The following is a 15225-nucleotide window of genomic DNA, read 5'->3' as shown; positions in this document are numbered from 1 at the left end:
GATCGCCCACTTCCCCTTCCGCGATCCGCCGCGTCCCGAGCGCCTCGCTCCGCTCGTTCCCCTCGCTTGCTCCGTTCTCCTCGTTTCCCCGCTTGCCTCGTTCCCCTCGTTCTCCTCCCCGGGCCCCACCGCCTCCGGCCTTCATGGCCGCCGCCCGTCCGCGTGCCCGCGCCGACGTGCCCGGCCGTGTGCGGCCATGTGCCCGCGGCCCGGGGGCAGTTGACACCACGAAAGGCGACGTCCAGCCATGACTCCCGCCGCCCCGCCACGCCCCGTCCGCCGACCGCCCGATCCACCACCGAACCCCGCTCCGGGGCGGCGCTCCGTGCTCGGGCTCGCCCTGGGGGCGGGTGGCTCCCTGCTGCTGGCCGCCTGTGGCGGGGTGGCCACGACCGGGGCGGGCGGCGGGGGCGAGACCCTGCGCTGGGGCTGGGATCTGCCCTCCACCTGGGACCCGGTGTTCTCCTCCAAGGGCTGGGACGTCCATCTGCTGTCGCTCGTCTACTCCGGGCTGACCCAGCTCGACCCCAAGGGCGCCGCCGAACCCGCGCTCGCCTCTTCCTGGCGCTACTCCCCCGACGGTCGGCGCCTCACCTTCACCCTCCGCCGCGGGCTGCGGTTCTCCGACGGCACCCCGGTGAACGCCGAGGCCGTCAGGAAGAGCCTCGAGCGCGGCAAGAACCACCCCAAGTCCCTGATCGCCTCCCAGCTGACCAGCATCGACACGGTACGGGCCCCCGATCCGCACACCGTGGTCCTCGAACTCACCGAGGCCGACTACCAGTTGCCCGCGCTGCTGGCCGGGAAGACCGGCATGGTGGTCAGCCCCGCCGCGTTCGGAGCGGACGAGGCACGGCTGGCCACCAGGCCGGTCGGCCACGGCCCGTTCCGGCTGGTGTCGTACACCCAGAACTCCATGGCGAGCCTGCGCCGCGACCCCGGCTACTGGAACGCCGAGCACATCGCCGTCGAGCGCTTCGAGGCGTTTCCCAAGCCCGATGAGACCACCGCGCTCGCCGCGCTCCAGTCCGGGCGGCTCAATGTGGCCCAGATTCCGTTCAGCCAGGTGAAGGCGGCGCGTGAGGCCGGTTTCAGGGTGCAGCTCATCCCGTCGATGGTGGTGCGCGTCCTCGATGTGAACACCGCCATGAAGCCCTTCGACGACCCCGCCGTCCTCAAGGCCCTGAAGTACGCCGTGGACCGCCAAGCCCTGCTGGACAGCGAGCAGTTCGGCCATGGCGAGGTGGACCACCAGCCCTTCCCGCCCGGCTACACGGGTTTCGACCCGGCGCTCGGCGCGGTGTACCGGCACGACCCGGAGCGGGCGCGCGCACTGCTCCGGAAGGCCGGGTATCACGACGGGGTCGGGGTGACCATCACCACCACCCAGCCGCAGGGTGCGCCCGAGCAGTTGCAGGCGCAGCTGAACCGGGTCGGGTTCCGGGCCCGGATCGAGGTCATCCCCGAGGCGCGGGCATCCCAGGTGGTGTACGTCCAGCACTCCCGCGCCCTGTACCTCGACCAGTTCGCCGGGCGGGAGTCACCGGTGCAGGCGATGCAGGTGCTCTTCGGCGCGGAGGGGCTGATGAACCCCTCGCGCCGTACCACGCCCGAACTGGACGCGGCCGTGGCCGCGGTGCGCCGCACCCCGCTGGAGTCGCCGCGCTATCCGGAGGTGCTGCGGGCGGCCACCGCGGTGGCGGTGCGCACGATGCCGAATGTGTTCCTCTACACGGTGCCGCGCGCCCTGGCCCGTACCTCCTCCGTCTCCCCCATCCCCTCGCTTCCGGTGGTGCAGCGGTTCGAGGGGGTGACGGCCGGATGACCGCCCTCGCTCCGCGGATCGCGCGGACACCTGGGAAGGCCCTGCGGGCGGCCCGGCTGCCGCGCTCGCTCGGCCGCGTCCTCGCCACGGCGGGCACGGTGTTCCTGCTCTCCTCCGCCCTCACCTTCGGCCTCGGCGCGCTCTCCGGGGCCAATCCGGCGGCCGCGGTGCTCGGGGAGACGGCGACGCCCGCCGACATCGCCCGGATGAACCATCAGTTCGGCCTCGACCGGCCCCTGTGGGAGCAGTACGTGTCATGGCTGGGGCATGCCTTCACCGGTGACCTGGGCCGCTCGTGGTTCACCACGGTCCCGGTGGCGGAGAGCATCCGGCAGGCCATTCCGGTGGATCTGTCCATCGCCGGACTCGCCCTGCTGATCGCCGTGGTGCTGGGCGGGGCCGCCGGTGTCGCCGCCGCGCTCAGGGCGGGCGGACGGCTGGACCGGGCCGTCACCGCGCTGTGCGCCGTGCTCGGCACACTGCCCGGTTTCGTGGTGGCCATCGCGCTGGTCACGGTGTTCTCGCTGAAGCTGGGGTGGCTGCCGTCCGGTGGCTATGTGCCACTGGACATGGACCCCGCCCAGTGGCTGCGGTACACCGTGATGCCCGCGTTCGCGCTGAGCCTGGAGGCCGCGGCCGCCATCGCCCGTCAGCTGCGCACCTCGCTGGTGGGCACGTTGCGGGAGAACTATGTGACGGGCGCGGTGATGCGCGGACTGCCCGCCCGCCGGGTGGTGTTCGGCCACGCCCTGCGCAACGCCGCGGGACCCGCGCTCACAGCGCTCGGGATGAGCGTGCCGATGCTGCTCGGCGGTGCGGTGGTCACCCAGCAGATCTTCGCACTGCCCGGTCTCGCCCAGCTCACCCTGCAATCGGCCGAGCAGCACGACATCCCGGTGATCCAGGGGACGCTGCTGGTGACCATCGCGGTGGTCCTGATTGTCAATGTGGCGATCAACGCTGCGCTGCTCGCGCTGAATCCCGCCGCCCGGCGCCGGGAGGTGACGCGCCGATGAGGACGCTGCGACGGGCGTGGCGGCCCGCCTACGCCAAGGTGGCGCTGCTGGTGCTGCTGGCCATCGCGCTGCTGGCCGTGTTCGGCGGCTGGCTCGCTCCCCATGACCCGCTGGCCCAGAACCCCCGGAACATGCTGCGCGGCCCCGGACCCGGCCACCTTCTGGGCACCGACTATCTGGGCCGCGATGTGCTCAGCCGGCTGCTGGAGGGCAGTGGCCGCTCGGTGGCGGGCGCCGTGGAGGCGGTGGCCGCGGCGATGGCGGTCGGGGTGCCGGCCGGGCTGGCCTCGCTGTGGATGGGACGCGTGGGCGAGTGGATCGCACAGCGTGCCGTCGACGCGCTGATGACGCTGCCGTTCACCGTGTTCGCCATCGCGGTGGTGGGCGCCCTGGGCAACGGGATGCACCAGGCCATGCTGGCGCTCGGGGTGCTCTACGCCCCGCTGTTCTTCCGGATGACCCGCGCCGCCGCGCTGAGCCTCCGGCACGCCCCGTACGTGGAGTCGGCCGAGCTGTTCGGCGCCTCGGTCGGGCGGGTGCTGCGGATCCACATCTGGAGCAAGGTCCTGCCGACGGTCATCGTCACGGCCGCCCATGCGCTGGCCACGTGTCTGCTGGTGGTGTCCTCGCTGACCTTCCTCGGGGTCGGTGTGCAGCCTCCCGCCGCCACCTGGGGCGGCATGCTCGCCACCGATCTGGGCTTCCTCACCCAGCAGATCTGGGCACCGGTGTTCCCTGCCGCGCTGATCGTCATCACCGCCGGTGCGCTCAATGTGCTGGCCGACGCCGTACGGGACGCCGGGGCGGACGAGTTGCTGCCCGGCGGCGCTCCGGACCCGGCCGCCGGTGCCCCCGCCGCCACCGACTCCCCCGACACCACCAAGGAGCGGGCCGATGCCGCACTCCCCGTCGTCTGACCCCGCCACGTCCGCCACGCCCGGTGTGCCCGCCGACCGGCCGGCCGCGCTGTCGGTCGAGGGGCTCGGCGTCACCGTCTCGTCCGGGCGGCTGACGGCCGTACGCGATGTGTCCTTCACCGTGGGCCGCGGTGAGGCCGTCGGCCTGGTCGGCGAGTCCGGCAGCGGCAAGACCCTCATCTGCCGGTCCGTGCTCGGCCTGCTGCCGCCCGGCTGCGCGGTGTCCGAGGGCGAGATCTCGCTGGCGGATGAGGCGCTGACCGGGCTGTCGCGCCGGGAGTGGGACCGTGTGCGGGGCACCCGGGTGGGCGCTGTCTTCCAGGACCCCGCCTCGTATCTCAACCCCTCGCTGACCGTGGGGCGCCAGCTGTCCGAGGTGCTGCGGGTGAAGCTGGGTCTTGACCGTGCGCGGGCCGCCGAGCGGACCGTCGAGCTGTTCGCGGCCGTCGGGTTGCACGACCCCGCCGAGGTGGCCCGGCGCCATCCGCACGAGCTGTCCGGCGGGATGCTCCAGCGTGTGCTGATCGCCGTCGCGGTGGCCTGCGCACCGGATCTGCTGGTGGCCGACGAGGCCACCACCGCACTGGATGTGGTGGTCCAGGCCGAGGTCCTGGAGCTGCTGGCCCGGATGCGCGCCGAGCACGATCTGGCGCTGCTGCTGGTCAGCCACGATCTGGCGGTGATCGCCGAGGTGTGCGACCGGATCCTGGTGGCCTACGCCGGGGAGCTGGTCGAGGACGGCCCGGCCGAACGGGTGCTGAACGACCCCCTGCATCCGTACACCGAGGCGCTGTTGCGCGTGGCCACGGTCGACGACTGGGAGCGGCGTGAGCTGGAGGTGATCCCGGGCGCGCCGCCCGAGGTGGGCGCGCGGCTGCCGGGCTGCCGGTTCGCGGACCGCTGCGCGTTCACCGCGCCCGAGTGCCTCGACGGTCCGGTGCCGCTGCGGGAGACGGCCGACGGGCGGCGGGTGCGGTGCGTCCGCGGCGAGGAGCTCGATCTGTCGCGGGCCGGTGCGCACGGCGCCCGGGAGGTGGCGGTATGAGCGGGCTGCTGGAGATCTCCGGGCTGGCCGTGGCCTTCGGCCGGCGGGGCGCGCGGCCGGTGCTGGACGGTGTGGAGCTGTCCGTGGGCGAGGGGGAGATCGTCGGGGTGATCGGGGAGACCGGCTCGGGCAAGACCACGCTGGCCCGTACGGCGGTGGGTCTGGTCCCGGCGCGCTCGGGACGGGTGGTCTTCGACGGGCGCGAGATCTCCGGGCTGCGGGGGCGGGCCCTGCGCGCGTTCCGCCGTTCGGGGCGGCTGAGTTACGCCTTCCAGGATCCGCTGCGGGCCCTGGACCCGGAGCTGACGGTCCGGCGGGCGGTGGCCGAGCCACTCGCCGTCGCGGGGGATCTGGACGGCGCGGAGATCGCCGCACGCGTGGACGAGGCGCTGGAGACGGTGGGCCTGGACGCGGCGCGCCTAGGCGACCGGCTGCCGGGCGCGATCTCCGGCGGTCAGCGCCAGCGGGTGCTGCTCGCGCGGGCGATCGTGACCCGGCCCCGGCTGCTGATCGCCGATGAGCCGGTGAGCGCCCTGGACGCCTCCAACCGCAACCGGGTGCTGCGGCTGCTGGACCGGCTGCGCACCGAGCGCGGGATGGCCGTCGTGGTCATCTCGCACGACCTCAGCTCGCTGGCGGGCATCGCCGACCGGGTGGCGGTGCTGTACCGCGGCCGGGTGGTGGAGCAGGGCCCCGTACGGGAGGTGTTCGGCCGGCCCCTGCATCCGTACACCGCGCTGCTCATCGCCTCCGCGCCGAGCGTACGGGCCGAGGGCGGGCCGGGCGCGGCGGCGCTGCGCCCGTCGGCGGAACCGCCCGCCTGGACGGCGCGGGAGGGCTGTGTCTTCGCCCACCGCTGCCCGTTCGTCATCGGCTCCTGCCGCACCGCGCCCGCGTCGGGCCCGGTGGGCGAGGGGCGTACGGCCGCCTGCCACCGGGTGCCCGAGTGGCATGGGCTGGTGGCCACCGCGCAGGGGCCGCCGGAGCTGGTGGCGGCCGCCGGAGAGACCCACAAGGAAGCCGGGCGGCCCCCGGCCCTGTCCCGCACCTCGGAGAAAGGCTGACGATGTCCGTCGAGTTCATCGGCATGATCGGCACCCATGAGGTGTCCGAGATCCACCCGGCCCGCGGTCCGGTCGTGGACACCGAGTACACGCTGCGGTTCGCCCGCGCCCATGAGGACGCGGGCTTCGACCGGGTGCTGATCGGCTACGGCTCCGCCACCCCGGACGGCGCCCAGGTGGCCGCGTATGTCGCCGCGCACACCGAGCGGCTCGGGCTGCTGGTGGCCCATCGGCCCGGCTTCGTGGTCCCCACCCTGGCCGCCCGTACGTTCGCCACCCTCGACCAGTTCTCCGGTGGGCGGGTGGCCGTGCACATCATCAGCGGCGGGCGCGACGCCGAGCAGCGGCGGGACGGCGACTATCTGGCCAAGGACGACCGTTACGCCCGCACCGACGAGTATCTGGAGATCCTGAAGCGGGCGTGGACGGATGAGGAGCCGTTCGGATACGACGGCCGCTTCTACCGCTTCGAGGACTTCCACGCCGAGGTCCGCCCCCGTCAGCGACCGCGCATCCCCCTGTACTTCGGGGGCTCCTCCGAGGCCGCGTACACCGTGGGCGGCAGGCACGCGGACACCTTCGCGCTGTGGGGCGAGCCACTGGCGGAGACGGCGGAGCAGATCGCCTCCGTGCACCGGGCCGCCAAGGCCGCGGGCCGGGCCGAGCCGCCCGGCATCAGCGTGTCCTTCCGGCCCATCCTCGGCGCGACCGAGGAGCTGGCGTGGGAGCGGGCGCACCGGATCCTCGACACCATCAGGGCCCATGGCCCGGCGGGCTCCTTCACCTCCTCCCGGTGGGGCCGCGAGACGCTGGGCTCGCCCACCACCGGGGGCGCCGGCCCGCAGAACGTCGGCTCCCGGCGGCTGCTGGCGGCCGCGGCCCGGGGCGAGCGCCACGACCGGGCGCTGTGGACGGCGACGGCGGCCGCCACCGGGGCCGCCGGGAACTCCACGGCGCTGGTCGGCACCCCGGAGACGGTCGCCAAGGCGCTGCTGGACTATGTGGACATCGGCGTCACGACCCTGCTGATCCGCGGCTACGACCCGCTGGACGACGCCGTCGGCTACGGCCGTGAACTGCTGCCGCTGGTCCGCCAGGAGCTGGCCCACCGGGCCGGTGGGGGTGGCTCGTAAAGATCTCCTCCATCATTCTGAACGCAACTCATGCGCCGCCCGTACCCACTGCCGGGTCGTGCCCGTCGTGGATGAGCCGATCCCGTAACCCCCCAACAGGAGGTCATGAGTTGAGCCATAAACGGGTACCCAAGCGAAAGATCGTGTTCGCGGGGGCCGGGGCCGCCGCGATCGCGGCGGCCGCGATACTCCTGCCCAACGCAAACGCCTCACAGGACGACAACGAGGCCGAGGCCCAGCCCAAGAAGGTGGACGCCGCGTCGGCGGCGGACATCGCCGCGCGGCTCGCGTCACAGCTGGGCGAGGCGTTCGGCGGGGCCTACTACGACAAGGACGAACAGCGGGTCGTCGTCAATGTCGTCGGCGCCAACAACAATGTGAACGTCCAGGTCAAGAGCGCCGGGGCGGTGGTCAGAAGCGTCGAGAACAGCACCAAGTCGCTTCAGACCGCCGCCAGGACCCTCAAGACCAAGGCCACCATCCCGGGCACCTCCTGGTCGGTGGACCCCAGGACCAATGAGCTGCGGGTCACCGCGGACTCCACCGTCACCGGGGCCAACTGGGACACCCTCGAGTCCACCGTGAAATCGCTGGGCGCGGGCATGGCCACCCTCAAGAAGTCCACGGGCGAGTTCAAGCCCTTCGTCGCGGGCGGCGACGCCATCTTCGGCGGCGGCGCGCGCTGCTCGCTCGGCTTCAACGTCACCACGGACAGCGGCGCCCCCGCGTTCCTCACCGCCGGCCACTGCGGCGTCGCGGCCGAGCAGTGGTCGGACTCCCAGAACGGCGCGCCGATCGGCACCGTACAGGACGCCACCTTCCCCGGTGACGGCGACTTCGCACTCGTCACCTACGACGACCCGAACACCGAGGCCCCGAGCGCGGTGAACACCGGGAACCAGAACGTGGACATCGTCGGGGCCGCCGAGGCCACGGTGGGCCAGCAGGTGCAGCGCATGGGCAGCACCACCGGGCTCAACGACGGCTCGGTCACCGGTCTGGACGCGACGGTCAACTACCCCGAGGGCACGGTCAGCGGCCTCATCCAGACCGATGTGTGCGCGGAGCCCGGCGACAGCGGCGGCCCGCTGTTCAGCGCGGACGGCAACGCCATCGGCCTGACCTCCGGCGGCAGCGGTGACTGCACCGCCGGCGGTGAGACCTTCTTCCAGCCGGTGACCACCGCACTGGAGGCCGTCGGTGCGCAGATCGGGGACGGCGGCGCGGCCGGAGGCGGCGGCGCGGCGGACGGCGGTGGCGCCGACGGCTCCGGAGCCGCCGGAGACGGCGCGGGCGCGGACGGCGCCGGTGGGGCTGCCGAGAACGGCTGAACCCACGCGACCCGGGGTGTCCCGCGCCGTCACCGCGGGACACCCCGGGAGCCGCGACACCCACGCGACCCGACGGCCCGGGGCCGCGACACTCGGTTCGGCACCCGCGGCAGGCGGAGAGGCCGGCGCCCCAGGGGGCGTGACGGGCCGGGCGGCCGCTCAGCGCGCGGACAGCCCCGCGCGCACCCGCTCCACCGTGATCGGCAGATCGCGCACCCGCACCCCCGTGGCGTGGTACACCGCGTTGGCGATCGCCGCCGCCGTGCCGACGATGCCCAGCTCCCCGACGCCCTTGCTGCCCATCGGGTTGAGCTCGTCGTCGTCCTCCTCCAGCCAGTGTGCCTGGACATCCCGCACATCGGCGTGGGCCGCGATGTGATAGGTGGCGAGGTCGTGGTTGGCGAAGTCACCGAACCGCGGGTCCGTCTCCAGGTTCTCGTACAGCGCCGTCGACAGCCCCATGCACATTCCGCCGCGCAGCTGCGAGCGCGCCGTCCGGGGGTTGATGATGCGCCCGGCGGCGAACATCCCCAGCAGCCGGTCGACCCGCACCTGGCCGGTGACCGCGTCCACCCGCACCTCCGCGAACTGGGCGCCGAAGGCGTGGCGCGAGAACGCCCCGCGCGCCTCGACGTCCTCGGTGGTGTCCCCCTGTGCCTCCAGCCCGCCGGGCGGGAGCGCGCCGGAGAGCTCGTCGAGCCGCTTGGCCAGCGCCCGGCACGCCTTGGCCACCGCCCACCCCCAGGAGCTGAGGCCCATCGAGCCGCCCGCCCACGGTGCCTGGCCGTAGGCGCTGCGGCCGATGTCGAGGGTGACCCGGTCGATCTCCACACCGAGTTCGTCCGCCGCCACCTGGGTGAGCGCGGTACGGGCTCCGGTGCCGATGTCGGACGCGGCGATCCGTACGGTGAAGCCTCCGGCGGGCTCGGCGCGGGCGGTCGCGGTGGAGGGCCGGGTGAGTGCGGGGTAGTTGCCCGCCGCCACTCCCGTGCCGACCAGCCAGTTACCCTCCCGGCGGCGCCCCGGAGCGGGGTCGCGGCCCGCCCAGCCGAAGCGCGCCGCGCCCTCCCGCAGACAGGCCACCAGATTGCGGCTGCTGAAGGGGTGACCGGTCTCGGGGTCCACGGACGGCTCGTTGACCACCCGCAGCTCGATGGGGTCCATGCCCAGCTCCACGGCCAGCTCGTCCATCGCGCTCTCCAGCGCGAACATCCCGGGCGCCTCGCCGGGGGCGCGCATCCACGAGGGCGTCGGCACATCCAGCTGCGCCAGCCGGTGGACGGTCCTGCGGTGGCGCGCGGCGTACATGACGCGGGTGGGGGTGACCGTCTGCTCGCAGTACGGGGTGAGCGTGGAGCTCTGCTGGAGCGCGTCGTGCCAGATCGCGGTGAGCTTGCCGGTCCGCTCGGCGCCGAGCCGGATGCGCTGGAGGGTGGGCGTGCGGTACGAGACCATGGTGAACATCTGCTGCCGGGTGGCGGCCACCTTGACGGGCCGGCCCACCGCGCGGGCGGCCAGCGCGGCGAGCACCGTGGGCGGGCGGGGCACCGCCTTGGAGCCGAAGCCCCCGCCGGTGTGGTCGGCCACGACCCGTACGGCGCCCTCGGGCAGGCCGAACATCGCGGCCAGCCTGTCGGCCGTCATCCAGGGGCCCTGGTCGCCGTTGTAGAGGGTGAGCGAGTCGTCCCCGTCCCAGACCGCGATGGTGGCATGCGGTTCCATCGTGCTGGTGTGCTCCGGGGGCGTGGTGTACGTGACGTCGAGGACGACCGGCGCCGCGGCGAGGGCGGCCTCCACATCGCCCTTCTCCATGAGTCCCGGGTGGCCGCCGTTGACGGTTTCGGGGACGAAGATGCGCGGATCGCCGTCCATCAGCTCGGAGTCGTGGTCGTCCACGTCGTACTCGATCCGTACGGCCGCGGCGGCCTGACGTGCCGTCTCGTAGGTGTCCGCCACCACGGCCGCCACGATCTGCCCCCGGTGGGCGATGTCCGGGGACTGGAGAACGGCGAGTTCGGGGGCGTCGGTCGGGCGCAGCCGGAACACATTGTGGCTGTCGAGCACGGCGACCACCCCGGGCAGGGCCAGCGCCGCGGCGGTGTCCAGGGCGCGCACCCTGCCGCGCGGGATGGTGGACTGGATCGCCCATGCGTACAGGGCGTCCGGCACCGGGTACTCATAGGCGTAGAGCGCGGTGCCGGTGACCTTCTCGCGTCCTTCGACACGGGCCACCTCCGCGCCCACGGTCCGCTGGATCGTGGTCATCGACGCTGTCCTCCCACGAGGTCGCGCACGGCCGAGGTGATGACGTCCACGGCCAGGTCGATCTTGAACGCGTTCTGCGGCAGCGGGCGCGCCGGGGCGAACTCGGCCCGTGCCGCCTCCCGCAGGCTCTCCTCGGTCGGCCGCCGGCCGGTCAGCAGCCGCTCGGCCTCGCGGGCCCGCCAGGGGCGTACGCCCACGCCGCCGAGGCCGAGCCGGATCTCCCGCAGGGTGCCGTCGGTGTCGGTGGCGGCCACGGCGGCAACCGACACCAGCGCGAACGCGTAGGACCAGCGGTCGCGGACCTTGCGGTAGGACATGGCGGCGCCCTCGGGGGGCGGTGGCAGCTCGACCCCGGTGATCAGATCGCCCGGCTGGAGCACCGTCTCGCGGTCCGGTGTGTCACCGGGCAGCAGATAGAACTCGTTCAGCGACACCGTACGGGTGCTGCCGTTGACCCGCCGCAGATGGACGACGGCGTCGAGCGCGGCCATCGCCACCGCCATGTCCGAGGGGTGGCCCGCCACACAGGAGTCGGAGGTGCCGAGCACGGCCAGGTCGCGGTGGAGGCCCTGGATGGCCGAACAGCCGGTGCCCGGCCGCCGTTTGTTGCAGGGTTTGGTCACGTCCTGGAAGTACACGCAGCGGGTGCGCTGGAGCAGATTGCCACCGGTGGTGGCCACCGTCCGAAGCTGCCCGGAGGCCCCGGACAGCAGCGCCTCGGCCAGTGCCGGGAAGCGCTCGCGGATGCCGGGGTCTCCGGCGAGCCGGCTGCCCGGGACCAGCGCGCCGATGAGCACACCGCCGTCGGGGCGGTGCTCGATGGTGTCGTACGGGAGCCCGGTGATGTCGACGAGCATGGCGGGCTCGGTGACCCCGAGCTTCATCAGGTCCACCAGATTGGTGCCCCCGGCCAGGTACACCGTCTCGGTGGAGTCGGCCACGAGCGTGGCGGCGGCCCCGGGGTCGGTGGCGCGCTCATAGGCGAAGGGCTTCATCGCGCCCCTCCCGCCACACCGGCGCGGGCCGGCGCCCCGCCGCCGTCGGCCCCGGCCACCTCGCGGATGGCGGCCACGATGCCGGGGTACGCCCCGCAGCGGCACAGGTTGCCGCTCATCCGCTCCCGGATCTCGTCGGCGTCCAGGTCGCCCGGTGCGCCGGCCCCGGCCGCCATGTCCTCGGTGACATGGCTGGGCCAGCCGCGCGCGGCCTCGGTGAGGGCGCCGATCGCGGAGCAGATCTGGCCGGGTGTGCAGTAGCCGCACTGGAAGCCGTCGTGTTCCAGGAACGCCCGCTGGAGCGGATGGAGTTCCTCGGGGGCGGCGAGCCCCGCGACACCCTCGATGGTGGTGATGTCACGGCCCTGGGCGGCCACGGCGAACACCAGGCAGCTGTTGACCCGCTCCCCGTCGATCAGGACGGTGCAGGCCCCGCACTGCCCGTGGTCGCACCCCTTCTTGACCCCGGTCAACGCCAGGTGTTCGCGCAGGGCGTCCAGCAGGGTCACCCGGTGGTCGAGGGTGAGGGGGCGGTCAGCACCGTTGATACGCAGCGTGAAGTCGCTGTGGAACGTGTGAGCTGTCACATCACTCAGCCTGGCATCGGGGTGGGCGCCCCGCATCTTCGGCGCCGGCCGCCCCGCTAAGCGCTCCGCTGGAAGTGCCCTGACCTGCCGTCGATCGTCCGCGGCGCCGTCGTGGCTGGTCGCGCCCGCGCGGCGGAGCCGCATATCGACTCAGCCCCGCGCCCCTTCGGGGCGCCACCGAACCGCAGCCGACTTCCGCCGATCTGCTTAGGGTCTGTCGTCAAAGGGGGCGCCCGGCCGCGAGCAGGGGGCACCTCCCAGCGGTAGCTGGGGGAGTCTGGTGCGGTCGATCGCAAGGCGGAGCGTCGCCCTCGTACTGGGCGTACTCGGGTGACGCGACAACGCGGCGAGCGGCCGTGCCAGGCGTCGGGAGCAGGGCGCCCCCTTTGACGACAGACCCTAGGGCTCCGGTGGTTCGTCGGGCACCGGGGGCAGCCGCAGATGCGCCAGGTCAGGGGGGACCGGGGAGGTCGGGCGGTAGAACGGCGGGGCCACATCGGCGGCGGGCGAGTCGGCCAGCCGGAAGCGGTCCCGCAGCCGGTGGTAGAACTCCGTCGGCGCCAGCCGTACCAGCCGCAGCCGGTCCGGTGCCCGGTAGGCGGCCACCCAGTCGCCCGGCTCCAGCACCCCGCGCAGCTGCCCGTCGAGGCTGACCGCCACCCGTCCCGAGGTCGGCAGGACCCGCACGGCGACGGCCTCGTCCACCGCGGCCACCACGGTGCGGTCGAAGGCGATGTGCGGGGCCACCGGGGTGAAGACCACCGCGTCCAGGTACGGGGAGACCACCGGTCCACCGGCGGCGAAGCTGTAGGCGGTGGAGCCGGTCGGGGTGGCGACGATGATCGCGTCGGCCGAGTACGAGGCGAGCAGCTGCCCGGACACATACACGCCCAGTCCGGCCTGGCGGTCGCGGGCGAGCTTTTCGAAGACCACGTCGTTGACGGCGATGACATCCAGCGGAATGCCCCAGCCCACCTCCTCGGGGCCGCGGCCGGGGCGCACCCTGGGCGGGGGCGGCACCGGGCCCCGCCCGTACCGCAGCAGCGCCTCCATGCCCTCGGGCATCTCCAGCTGCCGGGACGCCCGCAGCGTGAGCAGCATGCGCTCCTCGATGGTGGCACGGCCGTCATGGATGGCGTCCAGCGCCCCCTCCACCTGATCGACGGTGATCTCGGTGAGGAAGCCGACCCGCCCCACGTTCACCCCGAGCGCCGCGGCCCCGTTCCTGGCGGCGAGCCGGGCGCCGCGCAGAAAGGTGCCGTCGCCGCCGAAGGTGACGATCAGATCGGGGTGGCCGGCGGCCGCGGCCTCCTCCCGGGAGCTGCGCCGGGGCTGATCGCCGCGCCAGACGTCCAGCTCGAAACAGGAGATGCCATGGGCAGCGGCCCATGCGCGGGCGGTGTGCGCCGCCGCGACGGCGGTGGGGCGGGCCTGGTGGACGACCACGCCGAGCCGGTTGACTGCCATGGCCCTTCCACCGTAGGTCGGCCGGGCCGGAAGCGCCCATCAGGCCGGGTACGCGTTCCCGGCCGACCCGCCCGGACGGGGCGGGCGGACACGCGCCGGGCGCTCTGGAGCCGAACATCCGCCCTGATCTATGGTGTTGCGCGGCATGGAGATCTGCGTGGGAACCACAGCGCATCCATACGGAGCCGGGGGGATGATGCGGCAGATGGCGAGCCAGAGACGAACCGCGCTGGTCGAGGGGCTGATGGGGCGTTTCCCCCAGGTGCCCCGGGAGGCCGTGCTCAAGGAGGACCTGCTGCGCGGCGGCATGGCCTTCGACGAGGCCGCGCTCAGCGGCAACGAGGACGGCGACGTCAAGCCGAAGTCGTACTTCATCTTCTCGTTCGACCACCGCACCCTGCCGGAGCTGGGCGCCGCGGCCCTCAACCGGCCGCCCGAGGAGATCGTGCTCACCGGCGGTCCGTACGAGCTGCGCCGCACCGTGGTGTCCGTCCGCGTCAACCCCGCCTCGCCGTATGTGGTCCGGGCGGGTGAGGACGGTGCGCTGGGCCTGTATCTGGACGGGGCGCGCATCGCCGATGTGGGGCTGCCGCCGATGCCGGACTACTACCGTCACACCTTGTCGAACGGCAAGTCGGTGATGGAGGTGGCGCCGACCATCCAGTGGGGCTATCTGGTCTATCTGACGGTTTTCCGGGTGTGCCAGTACTTCGGCGCCAAGGAGGAGTGCCAGTACTGCGACATCAACCACAACTGGCGTCAGCACAAGGCGGCGGGCCGCCCGTACACCGGGGTGAAGCCGGTGGAGGAGGTGCTGGAGGCGCTGGAGATCATCGACCGCCATGACACCGCCCGCGCCTCCCAGGCGTACACCCTCACCGGTGGCGCGATCACCTCGCATATCGGCGGCCGTGACGAGGCCGACTTCTACGGCCACTACGCCAAGGCCATCGAGGAGCGCTTCCCGGACCGGTGGATCGGCAAGGTGGTGGCGCAGGCGCTGCCCAAGGAGGACGTCCAGCGGTTCCACGACTACGGGGTGCGGATCTACCACCCCAATTTCGAGGTGTGGGACCGGCGGCTGTTCGAGCTGTACTGCCCGGGCAAGGAGCGCTACATCGGCCGGGACGAGTGGCACCGCCGGATCCTGGACTCGACCGAGGTGTTCGGCGCCCGGAATGTGATCCCCAATTTCGTCGCGGGCGTGGAGATGGCCGAGCCGTTCGGCTTCTCCTCGGTGGCCGAGGCAATCGACTCCACCGCCGAGGGGCTGCGGTTCTTCATGTCCCACGGGGTCGTGCCCCGGTTCACCACCTGGTGCCCCGAGCCGACGACACCGCTGGGCAAGGCCAATCCGCAGGGCGCCCCGCTGGAGTACCACATCCGGCTGCTGGAGACCTACCGGGCGACGCTCGAGGACTTCGGGCTGTCCTCGCCGCCCGGATACGGCCCGCCGGGGCCGGGGCGGGCGGTGTTCTCGGTGAGCTCGTTCATGGACAGCCTGCCCGCCACCGATCCGGACCCGGAGCCGGTGACAACCTGACACCGACGGCGGCCTGGCACCGACGGCGCCCTGACGC

The 15225-nt window shown here is 73.2% G+C and carries 12 protein-coding genes; 8 read left to right on the top strand and 4 right to left on the bottom strand.

The window, feature by feature from the left end; translation table 11 throughout:
- The first annotated feature begins 247 nt into the window (after positions 1-247).
- From NQU54_RS20635 to NQU54_RS20605, 7 genes are all read left to right on the top strand, one after another.
- On the top strand, positions 248-1825 hold the full coding sequence (locus NQU54_RS20635; protein WP_257632341.1) for an ABC transporter substrate-binding protein: 1578 nt from the start codon (positions 248-250) through the stop codon (positions 1823-1825).
- Positions 1822-2841 carry an ABC transporter permease gene (locus NQU54_RS20630; RefSeq protein ID WP_257632340.1) on the top strand — a complete coding sequence of 340 codons (1020 nt, stop codon included), beginning with the start codon at positions 1822-1824 and terminating at the stop codon, positions 2839-2841. The genes NQU54_RS20635 and NQU54_RS20630 overlap by 4 nt, the downstream gene beginning before the upstream one ends.
- Positions 2838-3758, top strand: coding sequence for an ABC transporter permease (locus NQU54_RS20625; RefSeq protein ID WP_257632339.1), 921 nt, complete (start codon positions 2838-2840; stop codon positions 3756-3758). The genes NQU54_RS20630 and NQU54_RS20625 overlap by 4 nt, the downstream gene beginning before the upstream one ends.
- Entirely contained in the window at positions 3736-4803 is a 1068-nt protein-coding gene (locus tag NQU54_RS20620; RefSeq protein ID WP_257632338.1) for an ABC transporter ATP-binding protein, read from the top strand. The genes NQU54_RS20625 and NQU54_RS20620 overlap by 23 nt, the downstream gene beginning before the upstream one ends.
- Complete coding sequence (locus tag NQU54_RS20615) at positions 4800-5867, top strand: ABC transporter ATP-binding protein (RefSeq protein WP_257632337.1); 1068 nt, start codon at positions 4800-4802, stop codon at positions 5865-5867. Before NQU54_RS20620 ends, NQU54_RS20615 begins: the two co-directional genes overlap by 4 nt.
- A gap of 2 nt (positions 5868-5869) precedes the next feature.
- A complete protein-coding gene (locus tag NQU54_RS20610; protein ID WP_257632336.1) occupies positions 5870-7000 on the top strand; it encodes an LLM class flavin-dependent oxidoreductase in 1131 nt (376 codons plus the stop codon).
- Positions 7001-7110: 110 nt separating this feature from the next.
- Positions 7111-8331, top strand: coding sequence for a S1 family peptidase (locus NQU54_RS20605; RefSeq protein ID WP_257632335.1), 1221 nt, complete (start codon positions 7111-7113; stop codon positions 8329-8331).
- 159 nt (positions 8332-8490) lie between these two features.
- Here NQU54_RS20605 and NQU54_RS20600 read toward each other — a convergent pair whose 3' ends face one another.
- The 4 genes from NQU54_RS20600 to NQU54_RS20585 form a co-directional block, all read right to left on the bottom strand.
- Positions 8491-10596: a xanthine dehydrogenase family protein molybdopterin-binding subunit gene (locus NQU54_RS20600; RefSeq protein ID WP_257632334.1), complete on the bottom strand. Its 2106-nt coding sequence runs from the start codon at positions 10594-10596 to the stop codon at positions 8491-8493.
- On the bottom strand, positions 10593-11591 hold the full coding sequence (locus NQU54_RS20595; protein ID WP_257632333.1) for an FAD binding domain-containing protein: 999 nt from the start codon (positions 11589-11591) through the stop codon (positions 10593-10595). The genes NQU54_RS20600 and NQU54_RS20595 overlap by 4 nt, the downstream gene beginning before the upstream one ends.
- A complete protein-coding gene (locus NQU54_RS20590; RefSeq protein WP_147967541.1) occupies positions 11588-12214 on the bottom strand; it encodes a 2Fe-2S iron-sulfur cluster-binding protein in 627 nt (208 codons plus the stop codon). Before NQU54_RS20590 ends, NQU54_RS20595 begins: the two co-directional genes overlap by 4 nt.
- Positions 12215-12577: 363 nt before the next feature.
- Positions 12578-13645, bottom strand: coding sequence for an NAD(+)/NADH kinase (locus tag NQU54_RS20585; protein ID WP_257632332.1), 1068 nt, complete (start codon positions 13643-13645; stop codon positions 12578-12580).
- A 205-nt stretch (positions 13646-13850) separates the two neighbouring features.
- On the opposite strand from NQU54_RS20585, the gene NQU54_RS20580 reads away from it, so the two are divergent.
- Positions 13851-15188 carry a radical SAM protein gene (locus NQU54_RS20580; protein WP_257632331.1) on the top strand — a complete coding sequence of 446 codons (1338 nt, stop codon included), beginning with the start codon at positions 13851-13853 and terminating at the stop codon, positions 15186-15188.
- Positions 15189-15225: the final 37 nt, after the last annotated feature.

Source organism: Streptomyces malaysiensis subsp. samsunensis (assembly GCF_024519315.1).
GTDB classification, from domain to species: domain Bacteria; phylum Actinomycetota; class Actinomycetes; order Streptomycetales; family Streptomycetaceae; genus Streptomyces; species Streptomyces malaysiensis.
Note: the sequence above shows the minus strand (reverse complement) of the source record. Positions and strands in the feature narration are given on the sequence as shown.

Coding starts and splice junctions, on each gene's coding strand:
- NQU54_RS20635 (WP_257632341.1), top strand. CDS start 248: ATGACTCCCGCCGCCCCGCCACGCCCCGTCCGCCGACCGCCCGATCCA.
- NQU54_RS20630 (WP_257632340.1), top strand. CDS start 1,822: ATGACCGCCCTCGCTCCGCGGATCGCGCGGACACCTGGGAAGGCCCTG.
- NQU54_RS20625 (WP_257632339.1), top strand. CDS start 2,838: ATGAGGACGCTGCGACGGGCGTGGCGGCCCGCCTACGCCAAGGTGGCG.
- NQU54_RS20620 (WP_257632338.1), top strand. CDS start 3,736: ATGCCGCACTCCCCGTCGTCTGACCCCGCCACGTCCGCCACGCCCGGT.
- NQU54_RS20615 (WP_257632337.1), top strand. CDS start 4,800: ATGAGCGGGCTGCTGGAGATCTCCGGGCTGGCCGTGGCCTTCGGCCGG.
- NQU54_RS20610 (WP_257632336.1), top strand. CDS start 5,870: ATGTCCGTCGAGTTCATCGGCATGATCGGCACCCATGAGGTGTCCGAG.
- NQU54_RS20600 (WP_257632334.1), bottom strand. CDS start 10,596: ATGACCACGATCCAGCGGACCGTGGGCGCGGAGGTGGCCCGTGTCGAA.
- NQU54_RS20595 (WP_257632333.1), bottom strand. CDS start 11,591: ATGAAGCCCTTCGCCTATGAGCGCGCCACCGACCCCGGGGCCGCCGCC.
- NQU54_RS20590 (WP_147967541.1), bottom strand. CDS start 12,214: ATGCGGGGCGCCCACCCCGATGCCAGGCTGAGTGATGTGACAGCTCAC.
- NQU54_RS20585 (WP_257632332.1), bottom strand. CDS start 13,645: ATGGCAGTCAACCGGCTCGGCGTGGTCGTCCACCAGGCCCGCCCCACC.
- NQU54_RS20580 (WP_257632331.1), top strand. CDS start 13,851: ATGGCGAGCCAGAGACGAACCGCGCTGGTCGAGGGGCTGATGGGGCGT.